18 protein-coding genes and 1 tRNA gene are annotated in these 19,843 nt (G+C 69.8%); 17 read left to right on the top strand and 2 right to left on the bottom strand.

Annotated features, from left to right (window positions below; translation table 11 throughout):
* Window positions 1-11: 11 nt before the first annotated feature.
* From OG223_RS18790 to OG223_RS18750, 9 genes are all read left to right on the top strand, one after another.
* Complete coding sequence (locus OG223_RS18790; RefSeq protein WP_329249690.1) at window positions 12-1,175, top strand: hypothetical protein; 1,164 nt, start codon at window positions 12-14, stop codon at window positions 1,173-1,175.
* Between the two features lie 150 nt (window positions 1,176-1,325).
* Window positions 1,326-2,819 (top strand): bifunctional cytidylyltransferase/SDR family oxidoreductase, encoded by a 1,494-nt coding sequence (locus tag OG223_RS18785; RefSeq protein ID WP_329249688.1) that lies wholly within the window; start codon window positions 1,326-1,328, stop codon window positions 2,817-2,819.
* 59 nt (window positions 2,820-2,878) lie between these two features.
* A complete protein-coding gene (locus OG223_RS18780) occupies window positions 2,879-4,957 on the top strand; it encodes a hypothetical protein (RefSeq protein ID WP_329249685.1) in 2,079 nt (692 codons plus the stop codon).
* 154 nt (window positions 4,958-5,111) lie between these two features.
* Window positions 5,112-6,308 (top strand): glycosyltransferase family 2 protein, encoded by a 1,197-nt coding sequence (locus tag OG223_RS18775; protein WP_329249682.1) that lies wholly within the window; start codon window positions 5,112-5,114, stop codon window positions 6,306-6,308.
* Window positions 6,309-6,579: 271 nt separating this feature from the next.
* Entirely contained in the window at window positions 6,580-7,686 is a 1,107-nt protein-coding gene (gene proB / locus OG223_RS18770; RefSeq protein ID WP_329265353.1) for a glutamate 5-kinase, read from the top strand.
* Between the two features lie 137 nt (window positions 7,687-7,823).
* Window positions 7,824-8,291: a hypothetical protein gene (locus OG223_RS18765; protein ID WP_329249680.1), complete on the top strand. Its 468-nt coding sequence runs from the start codon at window positions 7,824-7,826 to the stop codon at window positions 8,289-8,291.
* Window positions 8,292-8,385: 94 nt separating this feature from the next.
* Window positions 8,386-9,672 carry a glutamate-5-semialdehyde dehydrogenase gene (locus OG223_RS18760; protein WP_329249677.1) on the top strand — a complete coding sequence of 429 codons (1,287 nt, stop codon included), beginning with the start codon at window positions 8,386-8,388 and terminating at the stop codon, window positions 9,670-9,672.
* A 121-nt stretch (window positions 9,673-9,793) separates the two neighbouring features.
* Window positions 9,794-10,375: an SCO2584 family spore wall biosynthesis protein gene (locus OG223_RS18755; protein ID WP_329249674.1), complete on the top strand. Its 582-nt coding sequence runs from the start codon at window positions 9,794-9,796 to the stop codon at window positions 10,373-10,375.
* A gap of 89 nt (window positions 10,376-10,464) precedes the next feature.
* Window positions 10,465-11,553 (top strand): SCO2583 family membrane protein, encoded by a 1,089-nt coding sequence (locus tag OG223_RS18750; protein ID WP_329249671.1) that lies wholly within the window; start codon window positions 10,465-10,467, stop codon window positions 11,551-11,553.
* Window positions 11,554-11,657: 104 nt separating this feature from the next.
* On the opposite strand, the gene OG223_RS18745 is transcribed toward OG223_RS18750, so the two are convergent.
* Window positions 11,658-12,782 (bottom strand): M48 family metallopeptidase, encoded by a 1,125-nt coding sequence (locus tag OG223_RS18745; protein WP_329249668.1) that lies wholly within the window; start codon window positions 12,780-12,782, stop codon window positions 11,658-11,660.
* Window positions 12,783-12,884: 102 nt separating this feature from the next.
* On the opposite strand from OG223_RS18745, the gene OG223_RS18740 reads away from it, so the two are divergent.
* From OG223_RS18740 to OG223_RS18710, 7 genes are all read left to right on the top strand, one after another.
* Complete coding sequence (locus OG223_RS18740; protein WP_033285921.1) at window positions 12,885-13,046, top strand: hypothetical protein; 162 nt, start codon at window positions 12,885-12,887, stop codon at window positions 13,044-13,046.
* A gap of 133 nt (window positions 13,047-13,179) precedes the next feature.
* Entirely contained in the window at window positions 13,180-13,341 is a 162-nt protein-coding gene (locus tag OG223_RS18735) for a hypothetical protein (protein WP_033285922.1), read from the top strand.
* A gap of 67 nt (window positions 13,342-13,408) precedes the next feature.
* Window positions 13,409-14,098: a nicotinate-nucleotide adenylyltransferase gene (gene nadD, locus OG223_RS18730; RefSeq protein ID WP_329249664.1), complete on the top strand. Its 690-nt coding sequence runs from the start codon at window positions 13,409-13,411 to the stop codon at window positions 14,096-14,098.
* A 16-nt stretch (window positions 14,099-14,114) separates the two neighbouring features.
* Entirely contained in the window at window positions 14,115-15,824 is a 1,710-nt protein-coding gene (locus OG223_RS18725; protein WP_329249661.1) for an LCP family protein, read from the top strand.
* 183 nt (window positions 15,825-16,007) lie between these two features.
* Window positions 16,008-16,451, top strand: coding sequence for a ribosome silencing factor (gene rsfS / locus OG223_RS18720; protein ID WP_329249657.1), 444 nt, complete (start codon window positions 16,008-16,010; stop codon window positions 16,449-16,451).
* On the top strand, window positions 16,448-17,113 hold the full coding sequence (locus OG223_RS18715) for a histidine phosphatase family protein (protein ID WP_329249654.1): 666 nt from the start codon (window positions 16,448-16,450) through the stop codon (window positions 17,111-17,113). The genes rsfS and OG223_RS18715 overlap by 4 nt, the downstream gene beginning before the upstream one ends.
* A 93-nt stretch (window positions 17,114-17,206) precedes the next feature.
* Window positions 17,207-17,279: transfer RNA gene (locus tag OG223_RS18710), tRNA-Ala, on the top strand.
* 70 nt (window positions 17,280-17,349) lie between these two features.
* On the opposite strand, the gene OG223_RS18705 is transcribed toward OG223_RS18710, so the two are convergent.
* Window positions 17,350-18,195 (bottom strand): helix-turn-helix transcriptional regulator, encoded by an 846-nt coding sequence (locus OG223_RS18705; protein WP_329249651.1) that lies wholly within the window; start codon window positions 18,193-18,195, stop codon window positions 17,350-17,352.
* Between the two features lie 208 nt (window positions 18,196-18,403).
* Between OG223_RS18705 and OG223_RS18700 the strand changes: the two genes are divergently transcribed.
* Window positions 18,404-19,780 (top strand): MFS transporter, encoded by a 1,377-nt coding sequence (locus OG223_RS18700; RefSeq protein WP_329249648.1) that lies wholly within the window; start codon window positions 18,404-18,406, stop codon window positions 19,778-19,780.
* Window positions 19,781-19,843: the final 63 nt, after the last annotated feature.

The following is a 19,843-nucleotide window of genomic DNA, read 5'->3' as shown; positions in this document are numbered from 1 at the left end:
GTCCGTTAACCATGGAGACGGATTGCATTGAGGAAGCGTTGCCCGTCGGGACCCGGCTGCTGCACATCGGCCCGCACAAGACCGGGACCACCGCCGTCCAGGGCGCGCTGTTCGCCGCGAAGGACACGATGCCCGCGCACGGCGTCGACTTCCCCGCCCACAACAGACACCCGATGGAAGCGGCCCTCGCCGCCTGCGCCCGGCCCGCGATGATGGGCGACACCGCGCCCACCGACAAGCACTGGACACGCCTCCTCGGTGCCGTGCGGGCCACCGGCGGCCGCACCTCGGTGATCAGCAGCGAGTTCTTCGCCGACGCCCAGGACGACGAGACGCCGGCCAGGATCGTGGAGCAGCTCGGCGGCGAGCGCGTGCACATCCTGATCACCCTGCGCCCGCTGGCGAAGATCATGCCCTCGCAGTGGCAGCAGTACGTCCAGAACGGCCTGCGCATGGGCTACGACAACTGGCTGGAGCACATGCTCCGCAAGGCGCCGTACGAGCAGCCCAACCCCAGCTTCTGGCGGCGGCACCGGCACGACCGGCTGGTGGAGCGCTGGGCCCGGGTCGTGGGTCCCGAGCGGGTCACGGTCGTCGTGGTCGACGACGGCGACCGGGACGGACTGCTGCGCACCTTCGAGACACTGCTCGGGCTGCCCGCGAATCTCCTGCAGCCGGTTCCGGACTCGGCGAACCGTTCTCTCACCCTCGCCGAGACCGAAATGCTGCGGAAGCTCAACGTCGAATTCCGCGGCAATGGGCTCCCCGACGAGCTGTATTCCAAGCTCGTGCGCAACGGCGCGGTCATGCATATGAAGAATGCGTGCAGCCCGACCCCGCAGGACGTGAAGATCATCACGCCTCGGTGGGCATTGGAGGCGGCGGGCACGATCGGCGCCGAGATGGCCGGGACGATCGCGGCCACGGGTGTGCGGGTCGTAGGGGACACGGCGCTGCTGTCGGCCGTACCGGAGACCCTGGAGAAGGCGCCCGGCGCGCCGCGGATCGCGCCCGAAGTGGCCGCGCAGGCGCTGTACGGGGTGCTCGCGGCGGCCGCCTCGGTGCCTGTCCGGCACAGTGCGCCGGCGAAGGCGCGGGCGGTTCATCAGACGTCGTCGAAGGAACTCGTACGGGTTCTCGGTCACCGTTGTCTGAAGAGGCTCCGTCGCCGTTGAGTGGTGTCATCACTCGGTCACCAGCAGTGCAAGATGAATGACAGATGTCGCGCACCTATGCGGCGGAGGTCACTCGCCTTGCACTGCGGTAACCGCGAGTGGGACCATTTGCGCGTTCCCCCATTGTCCCGAGGTAGGTCAAGGTCACCTGTGTCGCACATAGCCAAGCCCCGCACCACCGCAGTGATCCTGGCCGGCGGTACCGGCCAGCGGGTGGGTCTGTCGATCCCCAAGCAACTGCTGAAGATCGCCGGCAAGGCAGTCATCGAGCACACCTTGACCACCTTCGAGAACGCCGACTCGATCGACGACATCATCGTCCTGATGGCGCCGGGCTACGTCCCCGACATCGAGAAGATCGTCGCCAAAGCCGGCTTCCGGAAGGTCACCCGGATCATCGAGGGCGGCTCCACGCGGAACGAGACCACCGAGCGCGCCATCGCCGCGCTCGGCGAGGGCCTGGCCCAGGGTGAGGACCGCAACGTCCTCTTCCACGACGCCGTGCGCCCCCTGCTCTCGCAGCGCGTGATCGACGACTGTGTGATCGCCCTGGAGCGCTTCCAGGCCGTGGACGTGGCCATCCCGTCCGCCGACACCATCATCGTGACCCGCACGCACGGCGACGACGGCGAGTTCATCACCGAGATCCCCGACCGCTCCCGGCTGCGCCGCGGCCAGACGCCCCAGGCGTTCAAGCTGAGCACGATCCGCCGCGCCTACGAGGTCGCCGCCGGGGACCCCAACTTCCAGGCCACGGACGACTGTTCGGTCGTGCTCAAGTACCTGCCGGACGTGCCGATCCACGTCGTCGCGGGCGACGAGTACAACATGAAGGTCACCCAGCCCGTCGACGTCTTCATCGCCGACAAGCTCTTCCAGCTCGCCTCCACGGCCGCGCCCGAGCAGGTCGACGAGGCCGCCTACCGCGAGCTGCTCACCGGGAAGACGCTGGTCGTCTTCGGCGGTTCGTACGGCATCGGCAAGGACATCGCCGAGGTCGCCGAGGGCTACGGCGCCACGGTGTACGCGCTGGGCCGCTCGACCACCGGCACGCACGTCGAGAACCCGGAGGAGGTCGACGACGCGCTGTCCAAGGCGTACGCCGAGACCGGGCGCATCGACTACGTCATCAACACCGCGGGCGTGCTGCGCATCGGCAAGCTGGCCGAGACGGACAACGCGACGATCGAGGAGGCGCTGAAGGTCAACTACCTGGCGCCCGTGCAGATCGCCCGTTCCGCGTACAAGTACCTCGCCGAGACCAAGGGCCAGTTGCTGCTCTACACCTCCAGCAGCTACACCCGCGGCCGTGCCGAGTACAGCCTGTACTCCTCGACCAAGGCCGCGATGGTGAACCTCACGCAGGCCCTGTCCGACGAGTGGGCCGGCGACGGCATCCGGGTGAACTGCATCAACCCGGAGCGCACCGCCACCCCGATGCGCACCAAGGCGTTCGGCCAGGAGCCCTCGGGTACCCTGCTCTCCTCCGAGGCCGTGGCCCGCACATCGCTCGACGTGCTGCTGTCCGAGCTGACCGGCCATGTCATCGACGTCCGCCAGCAGGACCCGACGGCCGGCGCGGCCAGGGCGTCCGGCTTCGAGGCCGCCCTCGCCTCGGTCCTGGACGTCCAGGACGGCGTTTAATCAAGCCTGACTCTGAGATCCCGGTAAATTACTCGAAACCCCCAAGAGCAGGTTTATCAGTGATTTCCACCGCTATTCGCGTGGCCCGGGTGGGCAGCGCGGCCGAGCTCGCCGCCGCCGTCCTCATGATGCTGGGCTTCCCGGCCCTCATGCTGGCCGCCCTCATCCCGAGTGTTCCCGCCTTCGCCGCCGCGGCCGTCGTGACGTACGTCGCGGACCACTATCTGCACCGCCAGGCCAGCTACCTGGTCAGCCGGCTCAGCAAGGTCAGGGCGGGCCTCTCCATCCGCTTCCTGATCCGCCAGCTCCTGCTGATCCTGCTGCTGGCCCGCATGGACCTCTCCGACCACCTGATCTTCTACGGCGCGATCGCCTGCTTCATCGCCTTCTACGGCCTCCAGGCCCCGCACGGCGCGGTCGTCACGCTGATCCGCAATCGCCGCCGGATGCCGGTCGCCACCCGCAACGTCGACCTGGGCTCGCGCATCAACATCCCGGACGCCCCGCCGTTCGGCCTGCTGGAGCGCTCCGCCGAGAAGATGCTCCACCTCGACCTGTTCGCCGTCGTCGGCCTGCTGGTCTCCGCCCAACTGGACTCGGCCGTCGCCGCCTTCGTCGGCATCGGCGTCACCCTGTTCCTGGGCACGCTCTACGTCGCCGCGCTCCTGCCGTACATAAGGGGTACGAAGATCCCGCCGACGCCCGAGGTCATCCTCGAGGCCGTCGACGACTGGCTGCACGAGTACAAGCCGCAGACGGTGCTCTGCTTCTCCGGCTCCAAGGACTCGGCCTACCAGGTCAACATGTGGCTGGAGACCATGGAGGAGCTGGACACCCGGCCCCTGGTCCTGCTCCGTGAGCGCGTCATACTGCAGAACCTCGCCCCCACCAAGGCACCGGTCATCTGCGTGCCCGGCGGTGTGCACCTGATGAACATGGACCTGTCGAGCGTGCGCGTCGCGCTCTACGCGGCCAACGTCGGCAAGAACATCCACCTGCTGCGCGTCCCCACCATGAAGCACGTCTTCATCGGCCACGGCGACAGCGACAAGCTGGCCAGCGTCAACCCGTTCAGCAAGGTCTACGACGAGGTGTGGACCGCCGGCCGCGCGGGCCGCGACCGCTACGCCATCGCCGACGTCGGTGTCCGCGACGACGACATCGTCGAGGTCGGCCGCCCGCAGCTCGCCCCGATCCAGACCTGGCAGGGCGTGCCCGAGGGCCGTATCCCGACCGTGCTGTACGCGCCGACCTGGGAGGGCTGGGACAACGAGCCCGGCAACACCTCCCTCCTCCTGGCCGGCGAGAACATCGTGAAGAAGCTGGTCAAGGCCGACCCCCCGGTCCGTGTCCTGTACAAGCCGCACCCCTTCACCGGCACCGTCAGCGCCGCGGCCGGCTCCGCGCACCGCAAGGTCACCGCGCTGGTCGAGAAGGCCGCCGCCGAGCGCGCCACCGACCCGCGCTTTCAGACCGACGCTGCCGCCCAGACCAAGGCCAAGGCCGACCTGGCCCGCATCGAGGCCCGGATCACCGAACTGTCCGGCGGCCCCGCTGACAAGGGCGACGAGGCCGAGCTCACCCGCGACGGCGTCGTCGACCTGGCCAAGTACGAGGAGATCGCCCGGCTGCGCGCCGAGTGGAACGACGCGTACTGGAACTCCTTCGGCACCTTCGAACACCGCGTCATCGCGGGCGCCGAACCGCGCCTGTACGACTGCTTCAACGTGTCCGACGCGATGGTCTCCGACATCTCCAGCGTGGTCTCCGACTTCATCGCGAGCGGCAAGCCGTACGCGGTCACCGACTCCGCGAAGCTGGGCGTCGAGGAGTTCAAGCGGCAGAACACGGCGGTGCGCGCCGCCGTGATCCTGTCCAACAAGGCGGCGGAACTGGGTGAGTTGCTGGCGGCGGTCCGCGCCCCGGACGCCGACCCGCTGGCCGAGGACCGCAGGGAACTCAAGGAGTACCTGCTCGGCCCGGACGAGCCCACGTCCATCGAGCAGTTCAACACCGCGGTGGAGAACCTCGCGCTGAAGTCCGAGGCGCGCAATGTCGGCCAGGAGCGGGCGGCGGCGACCGGTGACGCGGCGAGTCCGGCGGAGGCCCACCTGTCCGCCGACCCCACCGTCGGCTGACCTGCGCGCGTCAGTATTTGGTCAAGAAGAGCCCGGTTTTTGGGGAGTGATCCTCGAAAACCGGGCTCTTTTGCGTATCTCCTGCTGACGGAGGACAACCGATCCGCTCGGTCGGCTGTCTTGGAGATGGCGATTCAATGGACAAAGGGGGCGCGTGACCGTGACGCAGCCTGATGTGACCGTGGTCATCGGGGCGTACGAGGCGATGCCGTACCTGGTCGAGTGCCTGCGCTCGGTCGAGGCGCAGACGCTGGACGCGGCCCGTATCGAGGTCATCGCCGTCGACGACGGCTCGACCGACGGCACGGGGGAGTACCTGGAGGAGTTCGCGGCCCGCGCCGCGACCCACGTCACCGTGATCCGCCAGGAGAACTCCGGCGGCCCCAGCTCCCCGCGCAACGTCGGCCTCGGCAAGGCGAGCGGGCGCTACGTCTTCTTCCTCGACGCCGACGACCGGCTCGCCCCCGAGGCACTGGAGCGGATGGTCGCGATGGCCGACCGCAACGGCACGGACGTGGTCCTCGGCAAGGTCGAGGGCATCAACCGGGTCCCGCCCAAGGCCGCGTGGGTCGAGACACTGGAGCGCACCGACGTCTTCCACTCCAACATCAAGTTCACGCTGAGCGCCCAGAAGCTGTTCCGGCGGGCGCTGTTGGAGCGGAACGGCATGCGGTTCGACGAGTCGCTGTTCACCGGCGAGGACGCGCTGTTCACGATGGAGGCCTATCTGCGGGCCGACGGCGTCTCCGTGATCGCCGACCACACCTGCTACTACCTGGTGGGCCGCGACGACGGCAAACACGTGACGAAGAGCGGGAGTTACACCCTGCGCTTCGACTCCGCGCGCGCGTTGACGAACCTCATCGCGGAGATGGTCCCGCCGGGGGTGGAGCGGGACAAGCTGATGGTCCGCCCGTTCCTCGTCACCCTCCTCCCGCAGTTCGGCCCGAAGTACCTGGGGGACAGTGAGCAGGTACGGCGCCACAAGTTCGAGCTGGCCAAGCCGCTGATGGCCGCGCACTGGACGGACGAGGTGGCGTTGCGCCTCAAGGTCAATGAACGGCTGCGACTGCACTTGGTGGCCGAGGAACGTCCCGAACTCCTGTTGGACGTGGTCGAGTTCGTCAAGTCGAAGAAGCGGCCCGACGCGGTGGTGGAGAAGCGGGGGCGTCGGGTGTACCTGGCGTATCCGCACTTCCGCTCCGCGGCGGCGGGCCTGCCCGACTCCCTCTACCTGGCCGAACCTCGCGAGGCGCGTGGGGTGGGGGGGTATCGGGAGGGGGGAGCGGGTGTGTTCTTGCGTCGGGTGGTGCGGAAAGTACGTCGGGTGCTGAGGGCTGCGGCGGCTTGAGTTCAGAGTGCGGGCCGGTGGGGGCTGGTCGCGCAGTTCCCCGCGCCCCTGAAAAACCTGCGCTGGTCCGGCATTCAGCGGCGCGGGGCTGTGTCGATTTGCGGCTCCGCCGCGTGGGCGCGACCAGCCCCCACCCACCCGCACCCGAAACTCAACCCATCTGTCCGCGAACTGGACCAACGTGCACACCCCAACCCGGTTCGCGTAAATTGCCGCGGGTCACCCGAACCTACCCGAGGGGACTTCGCACGTGGCAGGGGCAAGGCAGGCCGTGACCGAGGCCCGCAGGATCGTCGTCAAGGTGGGTTCCTCCTCACTGACCACCGCGGCCGGCGGCCTGGACGCCGACCGCGTCGACGCACTCGTCGACGTCCTCGCCAAGAGCCGCAGCGGAGGAGCGAAAGAGGTCGTCCTCGTCTCCTCCGGCGCCATCGCCGCAGGCCTCGCCCCACTCGGACTGCGCCGCCGCCCCAAGGACCTCGCCCGCCAACAGGCCGCGGCCAGCGTCGGCCAGGGACTCCTCGTCGCCCGCTACACCGCCTCCTTCGCCCGCTACGGCATCCGCGTCGGCCAGGTCCTGCTCACCTCCGACGACATGAGCCGCCGCTCCCACCACCGCAACGCCTCCCGCACCCTCGACAAACTCCTCGCCATGGGCGCCCTCCCGATCGTCAACGAGAACGACACCGTCGCCACGGACGAGATCCGCTTCGGCGACAACGACCGGCTCGCCGCCCTCGTCGCCCACCTCGTCCACGCCGACCTGCTGGTCCTCCTCTCCGACATCGACGGCGTCTACGACGGCGACCCCAGCAGGCCGGGCACCTCGCGGATAGCGGAAGTACGGGGACCGCAGGACCTCGCGCACGTCGAGATCGGCAGCGCGGGCAAGGCCGGCGTCGGCACCGGCGGCATGGTCACCAAGGTCGAGGCGGCCCGTATCGCCGCCGCCGCAGGCATCCCCGTCGTGCTGACGAGCGCGGTGCACGCCACCGACGCGCTCACCGGCGGCGACACGGGAACGTACTTCCACGCCACCGGGAAACGGTCCGCCGACCGGCTGCTCTGGCTCCAGCACGCGTCCACCCCGCAGGGCTCGCTGACCCTCGACGACGGCGCCGTGCGCGCGGTCGTGCAGCGCCGGATGTCGCTCCTGCCGGCCGGAATCGCCGCTGTGGAGGGCGAGTTCAGCGCGGGCGACCCCGTCGAACTCCGGGACAGTGCCGGGCACGCGGTCGCCCGGGGGCTCGTCAACTTCGACGCCAAGGAGATCCCGCAACTGATCGGCCGCTCCACCCGGGAACTGGCACGGGAGCTGGGACCGTCGTACGAGAGGGAAGTCGTACACAGGGACGACCTGGTGATCCTGCACCCGTAAAACAACCGAAACGTCCGCCTCCCCCTGGTGGACCTTCCGTAAAAGCGCCACGCGGACGCCTTCGGCCTGCTCAACTTTGTCTCGGGGACAAATTCCGCGCGAGCCCAGCAGCTCGACCATTGCGTAAGGAGGCCGTCGTGAGACGAGTGCGCCCTGGGGCGGCGGCGTCCCGCGGTGGTGCCACCTCCCGAGCGCCCGGCGAGGAGCGCACGCTGACCAGCGTCGCGGCCGGCGCCCGGTACGAGGGCGAGGAACCCAAGGACCTCCCCCGGCTGTGGCATGTCACCCTCAGCGTCTCCGGTGGCGAGGCCCCGCTGAAGGAGGTGCGGCGCGGCCTGGAACAGCTCGCCCACGACCACCCCTTTCTGCTGACCAGCCGCTACGCCAACGACCACGCGGAGATCCGCTACTGGGAAGAGGCCCGCGACCTGCACGACGCCGCCGCCGTGGCCCTGCGCCTGTGGGGCGAGCACCGCCAGACCGCGAAACTGCCCCCGTGGGAGATCGTCGGCCTGGAGGTCATCGACCGCGAGACCTACCACCAGCGCATCTCCGAGGGCTACGGCCCGCTGCCCGCGACCCCGGTCGGCGTACACCCCTTCTGAGTTCCGTGGTGAGTCCGCTTCGGGCCCTTCTGCGCCTGTCTCGCGGTTTGGGATAGCCGGTGGACGCCCCCGTCCGGCGCACTACCCTTCCCTCATGACCACGCTCTCGCCGTACGACTCCCTGTCCCCGGTCACGCAGGCCGCGTACCGCGCCAAGTCCGCCGCCGCCGACCTCGCGCCGCTGCCGCGCGCCGAGAAGGACGACGCGCTGCTCGCCATCGCGGACGCGCTGGAGGTCCGTACGAGCGAGATCGTCGAGGCCAACGCCAAGGACATCGCCAAGGCCCGCGAGGCCGGCACCAGCGAGGCGATCATCGACCGGCTGACGCTGACGCCGGAGCGCGTGCGGGCCATCGCCTCGGACGTACGGGACGTCGTCGCGCTGCCCGACCCGGTCGGCGAGGTCGTCCGCGGCTCGACCCTCCCGAACGGCATCGACCTGCGCCAGGTGCGCGTCCCCCTCGGCGTCGTCGGCATCATCTACGAGGCCCGCCCGAACGTGACGGTCGACGCCGCCGCCCTCTGCCTGAAGTCCGGCAACGCGGTGCTGCTGCGCGGCTCCGCCTCCGCCTACGAGTCGAACACCGCCCTCGTGCGCGTGCTGCGCGACGCCGTCGGCGGCGCCGGACTGCCCGCCGACGCCGTGCAGCTGGTGCCCGGCGAGAGCCGCGAGAGCGTGCGCGAACTGATGCGCGCCCGGGGCCTGGTCGACGTCCTCATCCCGCGCGGCGGCGCCTCCCTGATCCAGACCGTCGTCAGCGAGTCGACCGTCCCCGTGATCGAGACCGGCGTCGGCAACTGCCACGTCTACGTCGACGCCGACGCCGACCTCGACATGGCGATCGACATCCTGATCAACTCCAAGGCCCAGCGGCCCAGCGTCTGCAACGCCGCCGAGACCCTCCTCGTCCACCAGGACATCGCCCCCGAGTTCCTGCCGCGCGCCCTGAACGCCCTTGCCGAGGCAGGCGTCACCGTCCACGCCGACGAGCGCGTCCTCGCCTACGCCAAGGACTCCGACGCCACCGTCGTCGAGGCCACCCTGGAGGACTGGGACACCGAGTACCTCTCCTACGACATCGCCGCCGCCGTCGTCGACTCGCTCGACAAGGCCGTCCAGCACATCCGGCTCTGGAGCTCCGGCCATACCGAGGCGATCGTCACGTCCTCCCAGCAGGCCGCCCGCCGCTTCACCCAGTTGGTCGACTCCACCACCGTCGCCGTCAACGCCTCCACGCGCTTCACGGACGGCAGCCAGTTCGGCTTCGGCGCGGAGATCGGCATCTCCACCCAGAAGCTGCACGCCCGGGGCCCGATGGGCCTGCCGGAACTGACCAGCACCAAGTACATCGTCACGGGCGACGGCCACATCCGCCGCTGAGCCACCGGTCGTCCGGCATATGCGTCGGGCATACGGGCACGTCCTGGGGCGGGTGTCTCACCCAGCGGATGAATTTCCCTACCGCCTGCCCAAATGGACCCCCCAGGTCTACTCTGGAGAGGTGCCGGAGGACGTGGGGGGCACGCCGTTCCCTGACGGCTGGGAGCCCGACGACGACCACGACCGCGGAAAGTCGGACGAAGAGTTCGCATCCGTGGTCTTCGACGAGGCCTTCGTGCGGGCGGCCGTAGTACACGAGCCGACCGCCGTCGAGCGCCTCCTTGCCGCCGCGCAGGCAAGAGCCGAGGCCTCCGAGGCCGAAGCCCGCCGCGCGCAGTACGGCAGACGCGCCCGAGGCGACGACGACCCCTTCGAGGACGCCTACGGCCGCGAATTCGGCCATGATCCGGAACTCGACGACCTGGACGACCCCGATGTCGTCCAGGGCCGCTACGGCGCCCCGGGGACCTACGGCAAACAGGTCCGCTGGCACCGCCCCGTCGCCTGGCTGCTCGCCCTGGTGATGGGCATCGGCATGGTCGCCCTGGCTTTCTCGGCGGTCTACCGCGGCGCGTCCTCGGGCAGCAGGGACCGCGTCCCGCCCCCGGCCTCCACCGGCGTGGAACAGGGCACGGCGGCGGCACCCTCCGCTTCCGCCGACAACTCCCAGCCACCGCTGTCAGCCGTCCCGCGCACGCCCTGAGCGAGTTGTGACGGGCTCGGTGAGAACCTGTCAGAACTTGTCGTGTAGCAGGGCGTTTACCTGAGGCTCCAGAGACCTACTCTGAAAGTATGGGCGGTCCAGGAGACCCACCCGAGGGGACGCCCGAGGGCGCTCCCGGTGGTGGTGAGGACGAGTACCGATCCGTCGTCTTCGACGAGTCGTTCGTCCGTGCTGCCCGTCTCCAGGAGTTCTCCGCGCAGGAGCGCATGGCCGACCACGCCCCCGCCGTCCGCCGTCGCCCGGCCCTGCGCCGCGGTCTCTCCCGCCAGGCACTGACCCTGGTCATGCTGATCGCCGTCGCCTTCGGCACCGCGATCTACATGGGCGTACGGCACCCGTACACGACCCCCACGGCCCAGCAGCCCGTCGAGCCGCTGCGGATCACCGTGATCCCGCTGTCCCCGCAGGGCAAGGTGCCGGGGGCGACCGACGCCGAGTCCCTCTACGCGCACAGCCCCGCCGCGCAGTTCAGCGTCGGCGGCGAGGGCATACCGCTGCCGGCCGCGCGACGCACCGCGCACTTCTCGGACAGCCAGGTCATCGCCGCCCTGAGCACCGCCAAGGACTACATCGTCGAGTCCTCGCTCTACCCGGCCGTCCTCACCGGCGGCCAGATCCGCCCCGCGCGCGTCCTCGTCGACCCGGACCAACTCGACCAGTTCGACCAGAGCTTCGAGCACCCGACCGCCGACGGCCGGCACGAGCCCACCGGATGGCTGGTTCGCTTCGACCCGTCACGCGTCCAGCTCGCCGACCGCAAGATCCGCGTCCAGGGCACCCTCCAGGCCACCGAGATCGACTCGTCGACCCTTGAGGTCACCGCCGACGGAACCTTCGTCTACGCGCTACGGCCCACCGGCTCGACGGCCTCGACCGGCTCCGGCGACCAGACCCAGGCATCCCTGTTCACCGTCCGCCGCGAACTGCACTTCCGCTTCGACCGCGACGACCTGCGCATGCACCAGGCCCAGCTCGTCGTCTCCTACGTCCAGGCCGGGCCCCTGTCCTGCGCCGAGGACTCCGTGACCCATCTGCGCCCCCTGCTCGCCGGCCAGACCGCCAAGGCGGGCGGCCCGGCCGGCACGGACCCGTACGCGACGGGCAGCGCCACGGCCCTGTGCGGGACCCTGGCGACGAGCGCGCAGCCGAAGGTGTGAGTTTCCGCGTTCCGAAGGTGTGAGTTCCCTGAGTTTTCGCACACGCGGCGGCCGTGCTCGAAAGGGGCCGTGCACAGCCCCTCGTACGTGAGTGAGGTCAGTCCTCAGTCGCGCGGCGGGGTGTCGTCCGTGGGCGGCTGCTCGGTGCCGTTGGCCGAACCGGACGGGGACTCGTCCTGCGGTGACGTGCTCCCGAAGCCGCCGAAGCCGCGCCGCACCCGGCCGCCCAGGTCGCCCGCGCCGCCGGCGATGTCGCTGACCAGCTTCATCAGCGGGTCCTTGGAGCTCTTCACGTTGGTGGCGTAGCTCGCGGCCGACTCGCGGAACGCGTCCGTGACCGAGGTGTCCTTGTCCTCGCTGCGCCGCGGGTAGTGGCCGTCCATGATCCGCTGGTAGTCGCGGGACTCGGCCCACTTCTTCAGCTCGGCCGCCCGCACGGTGGTGAACGGGTGGGAGCGGGGCATCACATTGAGGATCTTCAGTACCGAGTCGCGCAGATCGCCGCCCGACTCGAACTCCTCGGCCTGCTTGAGGAAGGCGTCCACGTTCATCTCGTGCAGGTGATTGCCGCCGGCGATCTTCATCAGGCCGCGCATCGAGGCCCGCAGGTCCTGGCCGACCAGCAGACCCGCGCGGTCGGCGGACAGCTCCGACTTGCGGAACCACTCGCGCAGCGCCGTCACGATCGCCAGGATCGCGAGGTTGCCCAGCGGGATCCAGGCGACCTTCAGGGCCAGGCTGGTCAGGAACAGCAGGATCGTGCGGTACACGGAGTGGCCGGACAGCGCGTGGCCCACCTCGTGGCCGACGACCGCCCGCATCTCCTCCTCGTCGAGCAGCTCGACCAGACCGGTGGTGACGACGATGATCGGCTCGTCCAGGCCGATGCACATCGCGTTGGGCTGCGGGTCCTGGGTGACGTACATCGGCGGGACCTTCTCCAGGTCCAGGATGTAACAGGCGTCCCGCAGCATGTCGTTGAGGTGCGCGAACTGCTGGTCCGACACGCGCACCGAGTCGGACAGGAACAGCAGCCGCAGACTGCGCTCGGGCAGCAGCCCGCTGAGTGCCTTGAACACCGTGTCGAACCCGGTCAGCTTGCGCAGCGCCACCAGGGCGGAACGGTCGGCCGGGTGCTCGTACGCACGCGAGGAGATTCCTGGGAAGCGCCTGCGCTGCCTGCTCGGTACGTTCTCGTGCCCGTTCTGCTCGTGGCCGTCTTCGGACATGTGGTCCCCCCATGTGCGTGTGAGTGCCCTGAGTGCCCCCGAAGCAGAGCCCAGCCTAGGCGGAGATACCGTGGACGGGCAGTACAGCGAAGGAGTCAACGCATGGAGCCCCATTCCGCAGCCGCCTGGCTCGCAGAGGCCGCGAGCGCCGCCCCCCGGCAAGGGTCGGGGGATCTGCTCAGGGTCGTACTGATCGTGATGTTCCTCGGCTGCATCCTGACCGCGTGGTTCCTGCTGCGCGGGTACAAACAGAAGGACGACTGAGACTCCCGTCGAGTTCCCTGCCGACGCCCATGTCGAGTTCCCAATGGCGGAGTCGGCGTGATCGCCGCCGGGACGCCCGCTTACCATGGGCCGACATCTTTATCCCGCCCACACCCGATAGGTTCTGCTGAAGATGAGCATCCACGGCACTGCTGCCCAGTTGGTCACTCTTGCCGCCGAGGGGGAGGGCGGGGGCAACCACGAGAGCCTCCAGCCGATCATCACCGGTGGCGGCGCGTTCATCGTCCTGATGCTGCTGCTGTGGATCACCACCCGCTTCAACCGCGACCGCTAGGGTCTGTCCCTTCTGTCCACCGGACGGGTCCCGGGGTCTTCACACCGGGCCGGTAGGGTCTGCACGCATGGGAGAGCAGGACATGCCTACCGGTCCGGCGAACGACACGACGCGCGGCACGGAGAACCGAATGGTGAACGGCCCGCGCAACAACGGCCCGTCGAACCCCGGCAAGCGCCGGCTCGGCGTCATGGGCGGAACGTTCGACCCGATCCACCACGGACACCTCGTGGCGGCCAGTGAGGTCGCCGCGCAGTTCCACCTGGACGAGGTGATCTTCGTCCCGACCGGTCAGCCGTGGCAGAAGACCGACCGCAAGGTCGCGCTCGCCGAGGACCGCTACCTGATGACGGTCATCGCGACCGCCGAGAACCCCCAGTTCTCGGTGAGCCGCATCGACATCGACCGCGGCGGCCCCACCTACACCACGGACACCCTGCGCGACCTGCGCGCGATCAACCCCGACGCCGACCTCTTCTTCATCACCGGCGCCGACGCCCTCGGCGCGATCCTGACCTGGCGGGACGCGGAGGAGCTGTTCTCCCTCGCGCACTTCATCGGAGTCACCCGCCCCGGCCACACACTGACCGACCCCGGTCTCCCGGAGGGCGGCGTCTCGCTGGTCGAGGTTCCCGCGCTGGCCATCTCCTCCACGGACTGCCGTGCGAGAGTCGCGAAGGGTGATCCCGTCTGGTACCTGGTGCCCGACGGAGTCGTGCGCTATATCGACAAGCGCGAGCTGTACCGCGGCGAGTGAGCCGAGAGGGGCACCGGTGAACGACCGATACGACGCCGGGTACGGCGGCGACCAGTACGAACTCGTCGGCTACGACGAGTACAACCAACCTGTCTACCGCCAGGTCCCGGCCCAGCAGACCCAACAGCCCCCGCAGCAGCAGCCGTACGACCCGTACGGGCAGCAGCAACAGCAGGGCTATGCCTACGACCCGTACGCGACCGGCACCCAGCAGCAGACGCCCGACTACGACACGGGCGCCCAGCAGGCCTACGACAGCCGGCAGGCGCCGCAGTCCGGCTACGACCCCTACGCCACCGGGACGACGACGGCCTACGACCCCTACGGGCAGACCGCGACCAGCGGACAGCAGCCCCGGGTCGCCGAGCAGACCGCCTACATCCCGCAGCAGGGCGGCCCGGCCGAGGAAACGGAAGCCCCGAAAACCCCGGAGACGGGTGAACGGGACTACCGCACCGAGCAGTTCGCGTTCGTGGAGGAGCCGACCGACGACTCCGAGGACGTCATCGACTGGCTGAACTTCACCGAGAACCGCACCGAGCGCCGCGAGGAGGCCAAGCGCCGCGCCCGTGGCCGCATGGTCGCCCTCGTCGTGGCCCTCGCGCTGGTCGTGTCCGGCGGTGTCGGCTACCTCTGGTACGCCGGGAAGCTCCCCGGAGTCTCCTCGTCCGCCTCGAAGTCGGGCACCACGACGGCCGCGGGCGCCCAGAACCGTGACGTGATCGTCGTCCACCTGCACAACACCGCGAAGGGCGGCACCTCTTCGGTGCTGCTCGTCGACAACACCACCCTGAAGCAGGGCACCACCGTCCTGCTGCCCAACTCCCTGGCCCTCACGGACGACGACGGCAACACCACGACGCTGGCCAAGTCGGTCGACGACGACGGCACCTCCGGGACCGTCGACCAGCTCAACACCGTCCTCGGCACCGACATCGAGGGCACCTGGCGGCTGGACACCCCCTACCTCCAGAACCTGGTCGACCTCGTCGGCAACATCGACCTCGACACCAACGCCGACGTGCCCGACCCGGCCGCGACGAAGAAGAGCGCCGCGCCCCTCGTCCACAAGGGCAAGGACCAGACCCTCAGCGGCAAGATGGCCGTCGCCTACGCCACCTACCGCGCCTCGGGCGAGGCCCAGAACGCCCAGTTGGAGCGGTTCGGCCAGGTCATGCAGGGCGTGCTGCGCCAGCTCACCTCGGACCCGACGGCGGCGACCACCACCGTGCAGACACTGGCCCAGATCCTGGACCCGCCCCTCACCGACAAGGACCTCGGCACCTTCCTCGCCAAGCTCGCCGACCTCGCCAAGAGCGGCGACTACAAGACCGCCCTGCTGCCCGTCCAGAACGACGGCACCCTGACCGCGCAGGCCTCGGCCAGTGTCGTCAAGGACATCCTGGGCGGCACCGCGAAGAGCCCCGACGAGGGTTCGGCGGTCCGGGTCGCCGTCCAGAACGCCACCGGCGTCAAGGACGACACCGAGAAGGCCCGCGTCGTCCTCCTCAACGGCGGCTTCACCTTCCTGGAGGCCGGCACCGTGTCCGGGACCTCGGCCACGTCCAAGATCACGTACTCCGACGCGGCCGACAAGGAGAACGCCACCGAGGTCGCCAAGACCCTGGGCCTGCCCACCAGCACCGTGACCAAGGGCACAGTCTCCGCGAACGCGGATGTCTCGGTGATCCTGGGCACCGACTACAAGCCGTCGTCGTCCTCGTGACGCCGTGGCCGAGTCGTCGTAGCGACGCCGATGTGGCGGTGTCGTCGTGACGGAGAGCACGCCCCGGAGGCCGGAGCCGGTGTTCCGACCGGTGTCCGGGGCATGATCCGTTATTCACGTGGGGGGCCGTCCACGGTCCGTGAGACCCTTGAGGTCTGTTGACCGCCGACCGAAAGCCGCGTAGTGACCGCCACTGACCGCTCCATCGAGCTCATCTCCGCCGCCGCCCAGGCGGCCGCCGACAAGCTCGCGCACGACATCATCGCCTACGACGTCAGCGACGTGCTGTCGATCACGGATGCCTTCCTGCTGGCCTCCGCTCCCAACGACCGTCAGGTCAAGTCGATCGTCGACGAGATCGAGGAGCGGCTGAACAAGGAGCTCGGCGCCAAGCCGGTGCGCCGCGAGGGCGACCGTGACGCCCGCTGGATCCTGCTCGACTACGTCGACATCGTCGTCCACGTCCAGCACAGCGAGGAGCGCGTCTTCTACGCCCTGGAGCGGCTGTGGAAGGACTGCCCCGAGCTGGACCTCCCCGCCGAGGCCAAGGCCACCCGCGGCAAGTCCGCCGAGCACGCCAAGCTCCAGGCCGAGGAGGACGCCTCCGAGTTCGGGGAGGTGCGATGAGCGCCGGCGCGGACGGCCGCAAGGCGGGCCGGGGCCGCCGCGTCATCCTGTGGCGGCACGGCCAGACCGCGTGGAACGTGGAGCGCCGCTTCCAGGGCACCACGGACGTCGAGCTCACCGAGACCGGTGTCGGCCAGGCCCGCCGCGCCGCGCGGCTGCTGGCCTCCCTCAAGCCGGACGCGATCGTCGCCTCCGACCTGAGGCGGGCGGCGAACACGGCCGCCGAACTGGCCGTCCTCACCGACCTCGACGTCACCCACGACGAGGGCCTGCGGGAGACCTACGCGGGCGTCTGGCAGGGGCTGACGCACGAGGAGATCATCGCCCGCCACGGCGCGGAGTACGCCGCGTGGAAGCGCGGGGAACCGGTACGCCGCGGTGGCGGTGAACTGGAGAGCGAGGTCGCCGACCGGGCCGCCCCCGTCGTGCTGCGGCACGCCGAGAAGCTGCCCGAGGACGGCACCCTCGTGGTGGTCAGCCACGGCGGCACCATCCGCACCACCATCGGACGTCTCCTCGGTCTGGAGTCCCAGCACTGGGAGAGTCTCGGCGGCCTCTCCAACTGCTGCTGGTCCGTGCTCGGCGAGGGCGCCCGCGGCTGGCGCCTGCTGGAACACAACGCCGGAACGCTCCCGGAACCGGTGCTCGGCGACGACGACTGAGCGGCCCTCCAGGGCCCCGACCCCGGATTTCACTTTCCGGCAGGTCGCAGGCTAAAGTTCTTCTTGTTCGCCCGCCGAGCGGGAAGAACACACGGGGCTATAGCTCAGTTGGTAGAGCGCCTGCATGGCATGCAGGAGGTCAGGAGTTCAATTCTCCTTAGCTCCACAGATCGACACTCTTGAGTTGTCAAAGATCGAGAGTCGTCCACGATCGAGTCGATGAGATCCCATCCCTTTCAGGGGTGGGATCTTTTCGTCACTGTCAGCGCCTCCGTGCGCCGCCGAGTCTCCTCGTCGGCCGGGGTGTAGACCACGATCCGGCATTCCGACATGCCGTTGACCGACAACGACACCGACGTCATCCGCATCTCGCCCACCTCCTCGTGCCGGAACGTCTTCACCCGCCGCCCCGGCTCCGCCACGTCCCCGCTCCTCCACAGCCGCGCGAAGAGCGGACTCGCCGCCGACAGCCCCCGTATGAACTCCTCCCAGACGGGCTCGCCGGTATGCACCCCGTAGGCCGAGCGCAGCGTCGCCACCATCACCGGGAGCTCCGTCTCCCGGTACAGCAGCGGACAGTCCTCCTCCGGGACCGTGAACAGCTTCCACAGCGCGTTCGGCATCGGGCTCGGCGGCAGCGGCTCCACCCAGAACACCGTCCGGTAGGGGGCGTTGGTGGCGAGGATGTCGTAGCGCGCGTTGTAGACCACCGCCGGGCGCGGATCGAGGGCGTCGAGGATGCCCTGGATCTCCGGCCCCACCGACTGCGAGGCCACTTCCGGCGGATGCGCGTACGGCACCTCGGCCAGGTGGTACAGATGCTCGCGCTCCGGCGCGTCGAGCCGGAGCGTGCGCGCCACGGCGTCCAGCACCTGTGCGGAGGCGTTGATCGGGCGCCCCTGTTCGAGCCAGGTGTACCAGGTGACGCCCACTCCGGAGAGCTGCGCGACCTCCTCGCGGCGCAGTCCCGGCGTACGCCGTCGAAAACCCGGCGGCATGCCCACGTCGTGCGGTGTCACCCTCGCGCGCCTGCTGCGCAGAAACGCGGCCAGCTCAGGTCGGCGGCGCTGTGTGGTCCCCATCCCCATCGTCACATCCCCCATGTTCGACGCCCGGCCTGGTCCGTGCCAGGTGCTGCCAGTACCAGCATCAGCGGGCTCTCGGCACCCGTACCGAAGCGCCCCCACGCTCGACCGCATGACGACACCACCCCGGACGGAACCGGATTCCGCACCCGTTCCAACTCCTGCCACCAGTAAAGACCCTGGCACTGACAATCGCCGTGGGCCGATGCTCGCGGTCCTGCTCGCGGCCCTGTTCATGGCGCTGCTCGACGTGTTCATCGTCAACGTCGCCGCCCCCACCATCGGCACCGAACTCCACGCCTCCGGCGCCGACCTGCAGTTGGTGATCGCCGGCTACACCATCACGTACTCGGTGCTGCTGATCACCGGCGCCCGGCTCGGCGACCGGCTCGGTCACGCCCGGGTCCACCTCGCCGGGCTCGCGCTCTTCACCGCCGCCTCGCTGGCCTGCGGTCTGGCCCAGGGCTCGACCGAGCTGATCGTGTTCCGCCTGGTCCAGGGCTCCGGCTCGGCGCTGATGATCCCGCAGGTGCTCAGCCTGATCCAGCGGCACTTCATCGGCGAGGCGCGGATGCGGGCGCTCGGCGTGTACTCGGCGGTCATCGCCGTCGGCGCCGCGGCCGGGCAGATCCTCGGCGGCGTGCTCGTCAGCGCCGACCTGTTCGGCACGGGCTGGCGGCCGGTGTTTCTCGTCAACGTGCCGGTGGGGGTCGTACTCCTGTTCGTCGGCCGGCGCGTGCTGCCGCGGGACGGCGGGGCGGAGCCGGAGCGGGCGCGCGCCTTCGACGTGCCGGGGCTGGTGCTGCTCGCCTCGGCCGTCTCGCTGCTGACGGTGCCGCTGGTGCTGGGGCAGGAGGAGGGCTGGCCGCTGTGGTCGTGGCTGTCGCTGATCGCGGCGGCGGTGCTCTTCGCGGCGTTCTGCGGCTACGAGTCCCGGCTCGCCCGGCGCGGGGGCGCCCCGCTGATCGCGCCGCGTGTGCTGCGTCACACCGGCATGGGTCTCGCCGTCTTCCGGATCCTGGCGGTGATGGCCGTCAACGCCGGTTTCCTGTTCGCGCTCACCCTGCACGTCCAGGGCGGCCTCGGCTTCAGCGCGCTGCGCGCGGGGCTCACCTTCGCGCCGACGGCGGTCGTCTTCGGGGCGGTCGGTCTGACCTGGCGCCGGTGGCCGGCGGCCTGGCAGCGGGCGCTGACCCCGCTCGGTTTCGTGATCACGATGCCGGCCGTCGCGGGAGTCGGCCTGGCGTTCGAAGGCGGCGGCCGCGGCGGAGCCGTACTCTACGTGGCGTACGTCGGCGTGGGGGCCGGGCTCGCGCTCGCCTTCAGTCCGACGCTGACCCGGGCCCTGGCAACCGTGCGGCCCGAGGACGCGGCGGACGCCAGCGGTCTGCTCTCCACGGTCGCGCAGCTTGGTCAGCTCCTCGGGGTCGCGGTTTTCGGCACACTGTTCTTGAACCGGCTTGAGTCACTTGGGGCCCCGGGGGCGTATACCTCTGCGAAGGCGCTTTTGGCGTGCATGTTCGCGCTGGCGGGGACGGCCGCGGTGGGTGCCGTGTCCGGACTGGTACGAAGGCGTCGCTGACCGTATTGGTCCGGCCGTGGCAGAATCAAACGGCCGGAAGGGGGCGCGGCCCGACGGGAGGGA

It is taken from the genome of Streptomyces sp. NBC_01478 (assembly GCF_036227225.1).
Lineage (GTDB): Bacteria > Actinomycetota > Actinomycetes > Streptomycetales > Streptomycetaceae > Streptomyces.
This window is presented reverse-complemented; position numbering and strand designations above follow the sequence as displayed.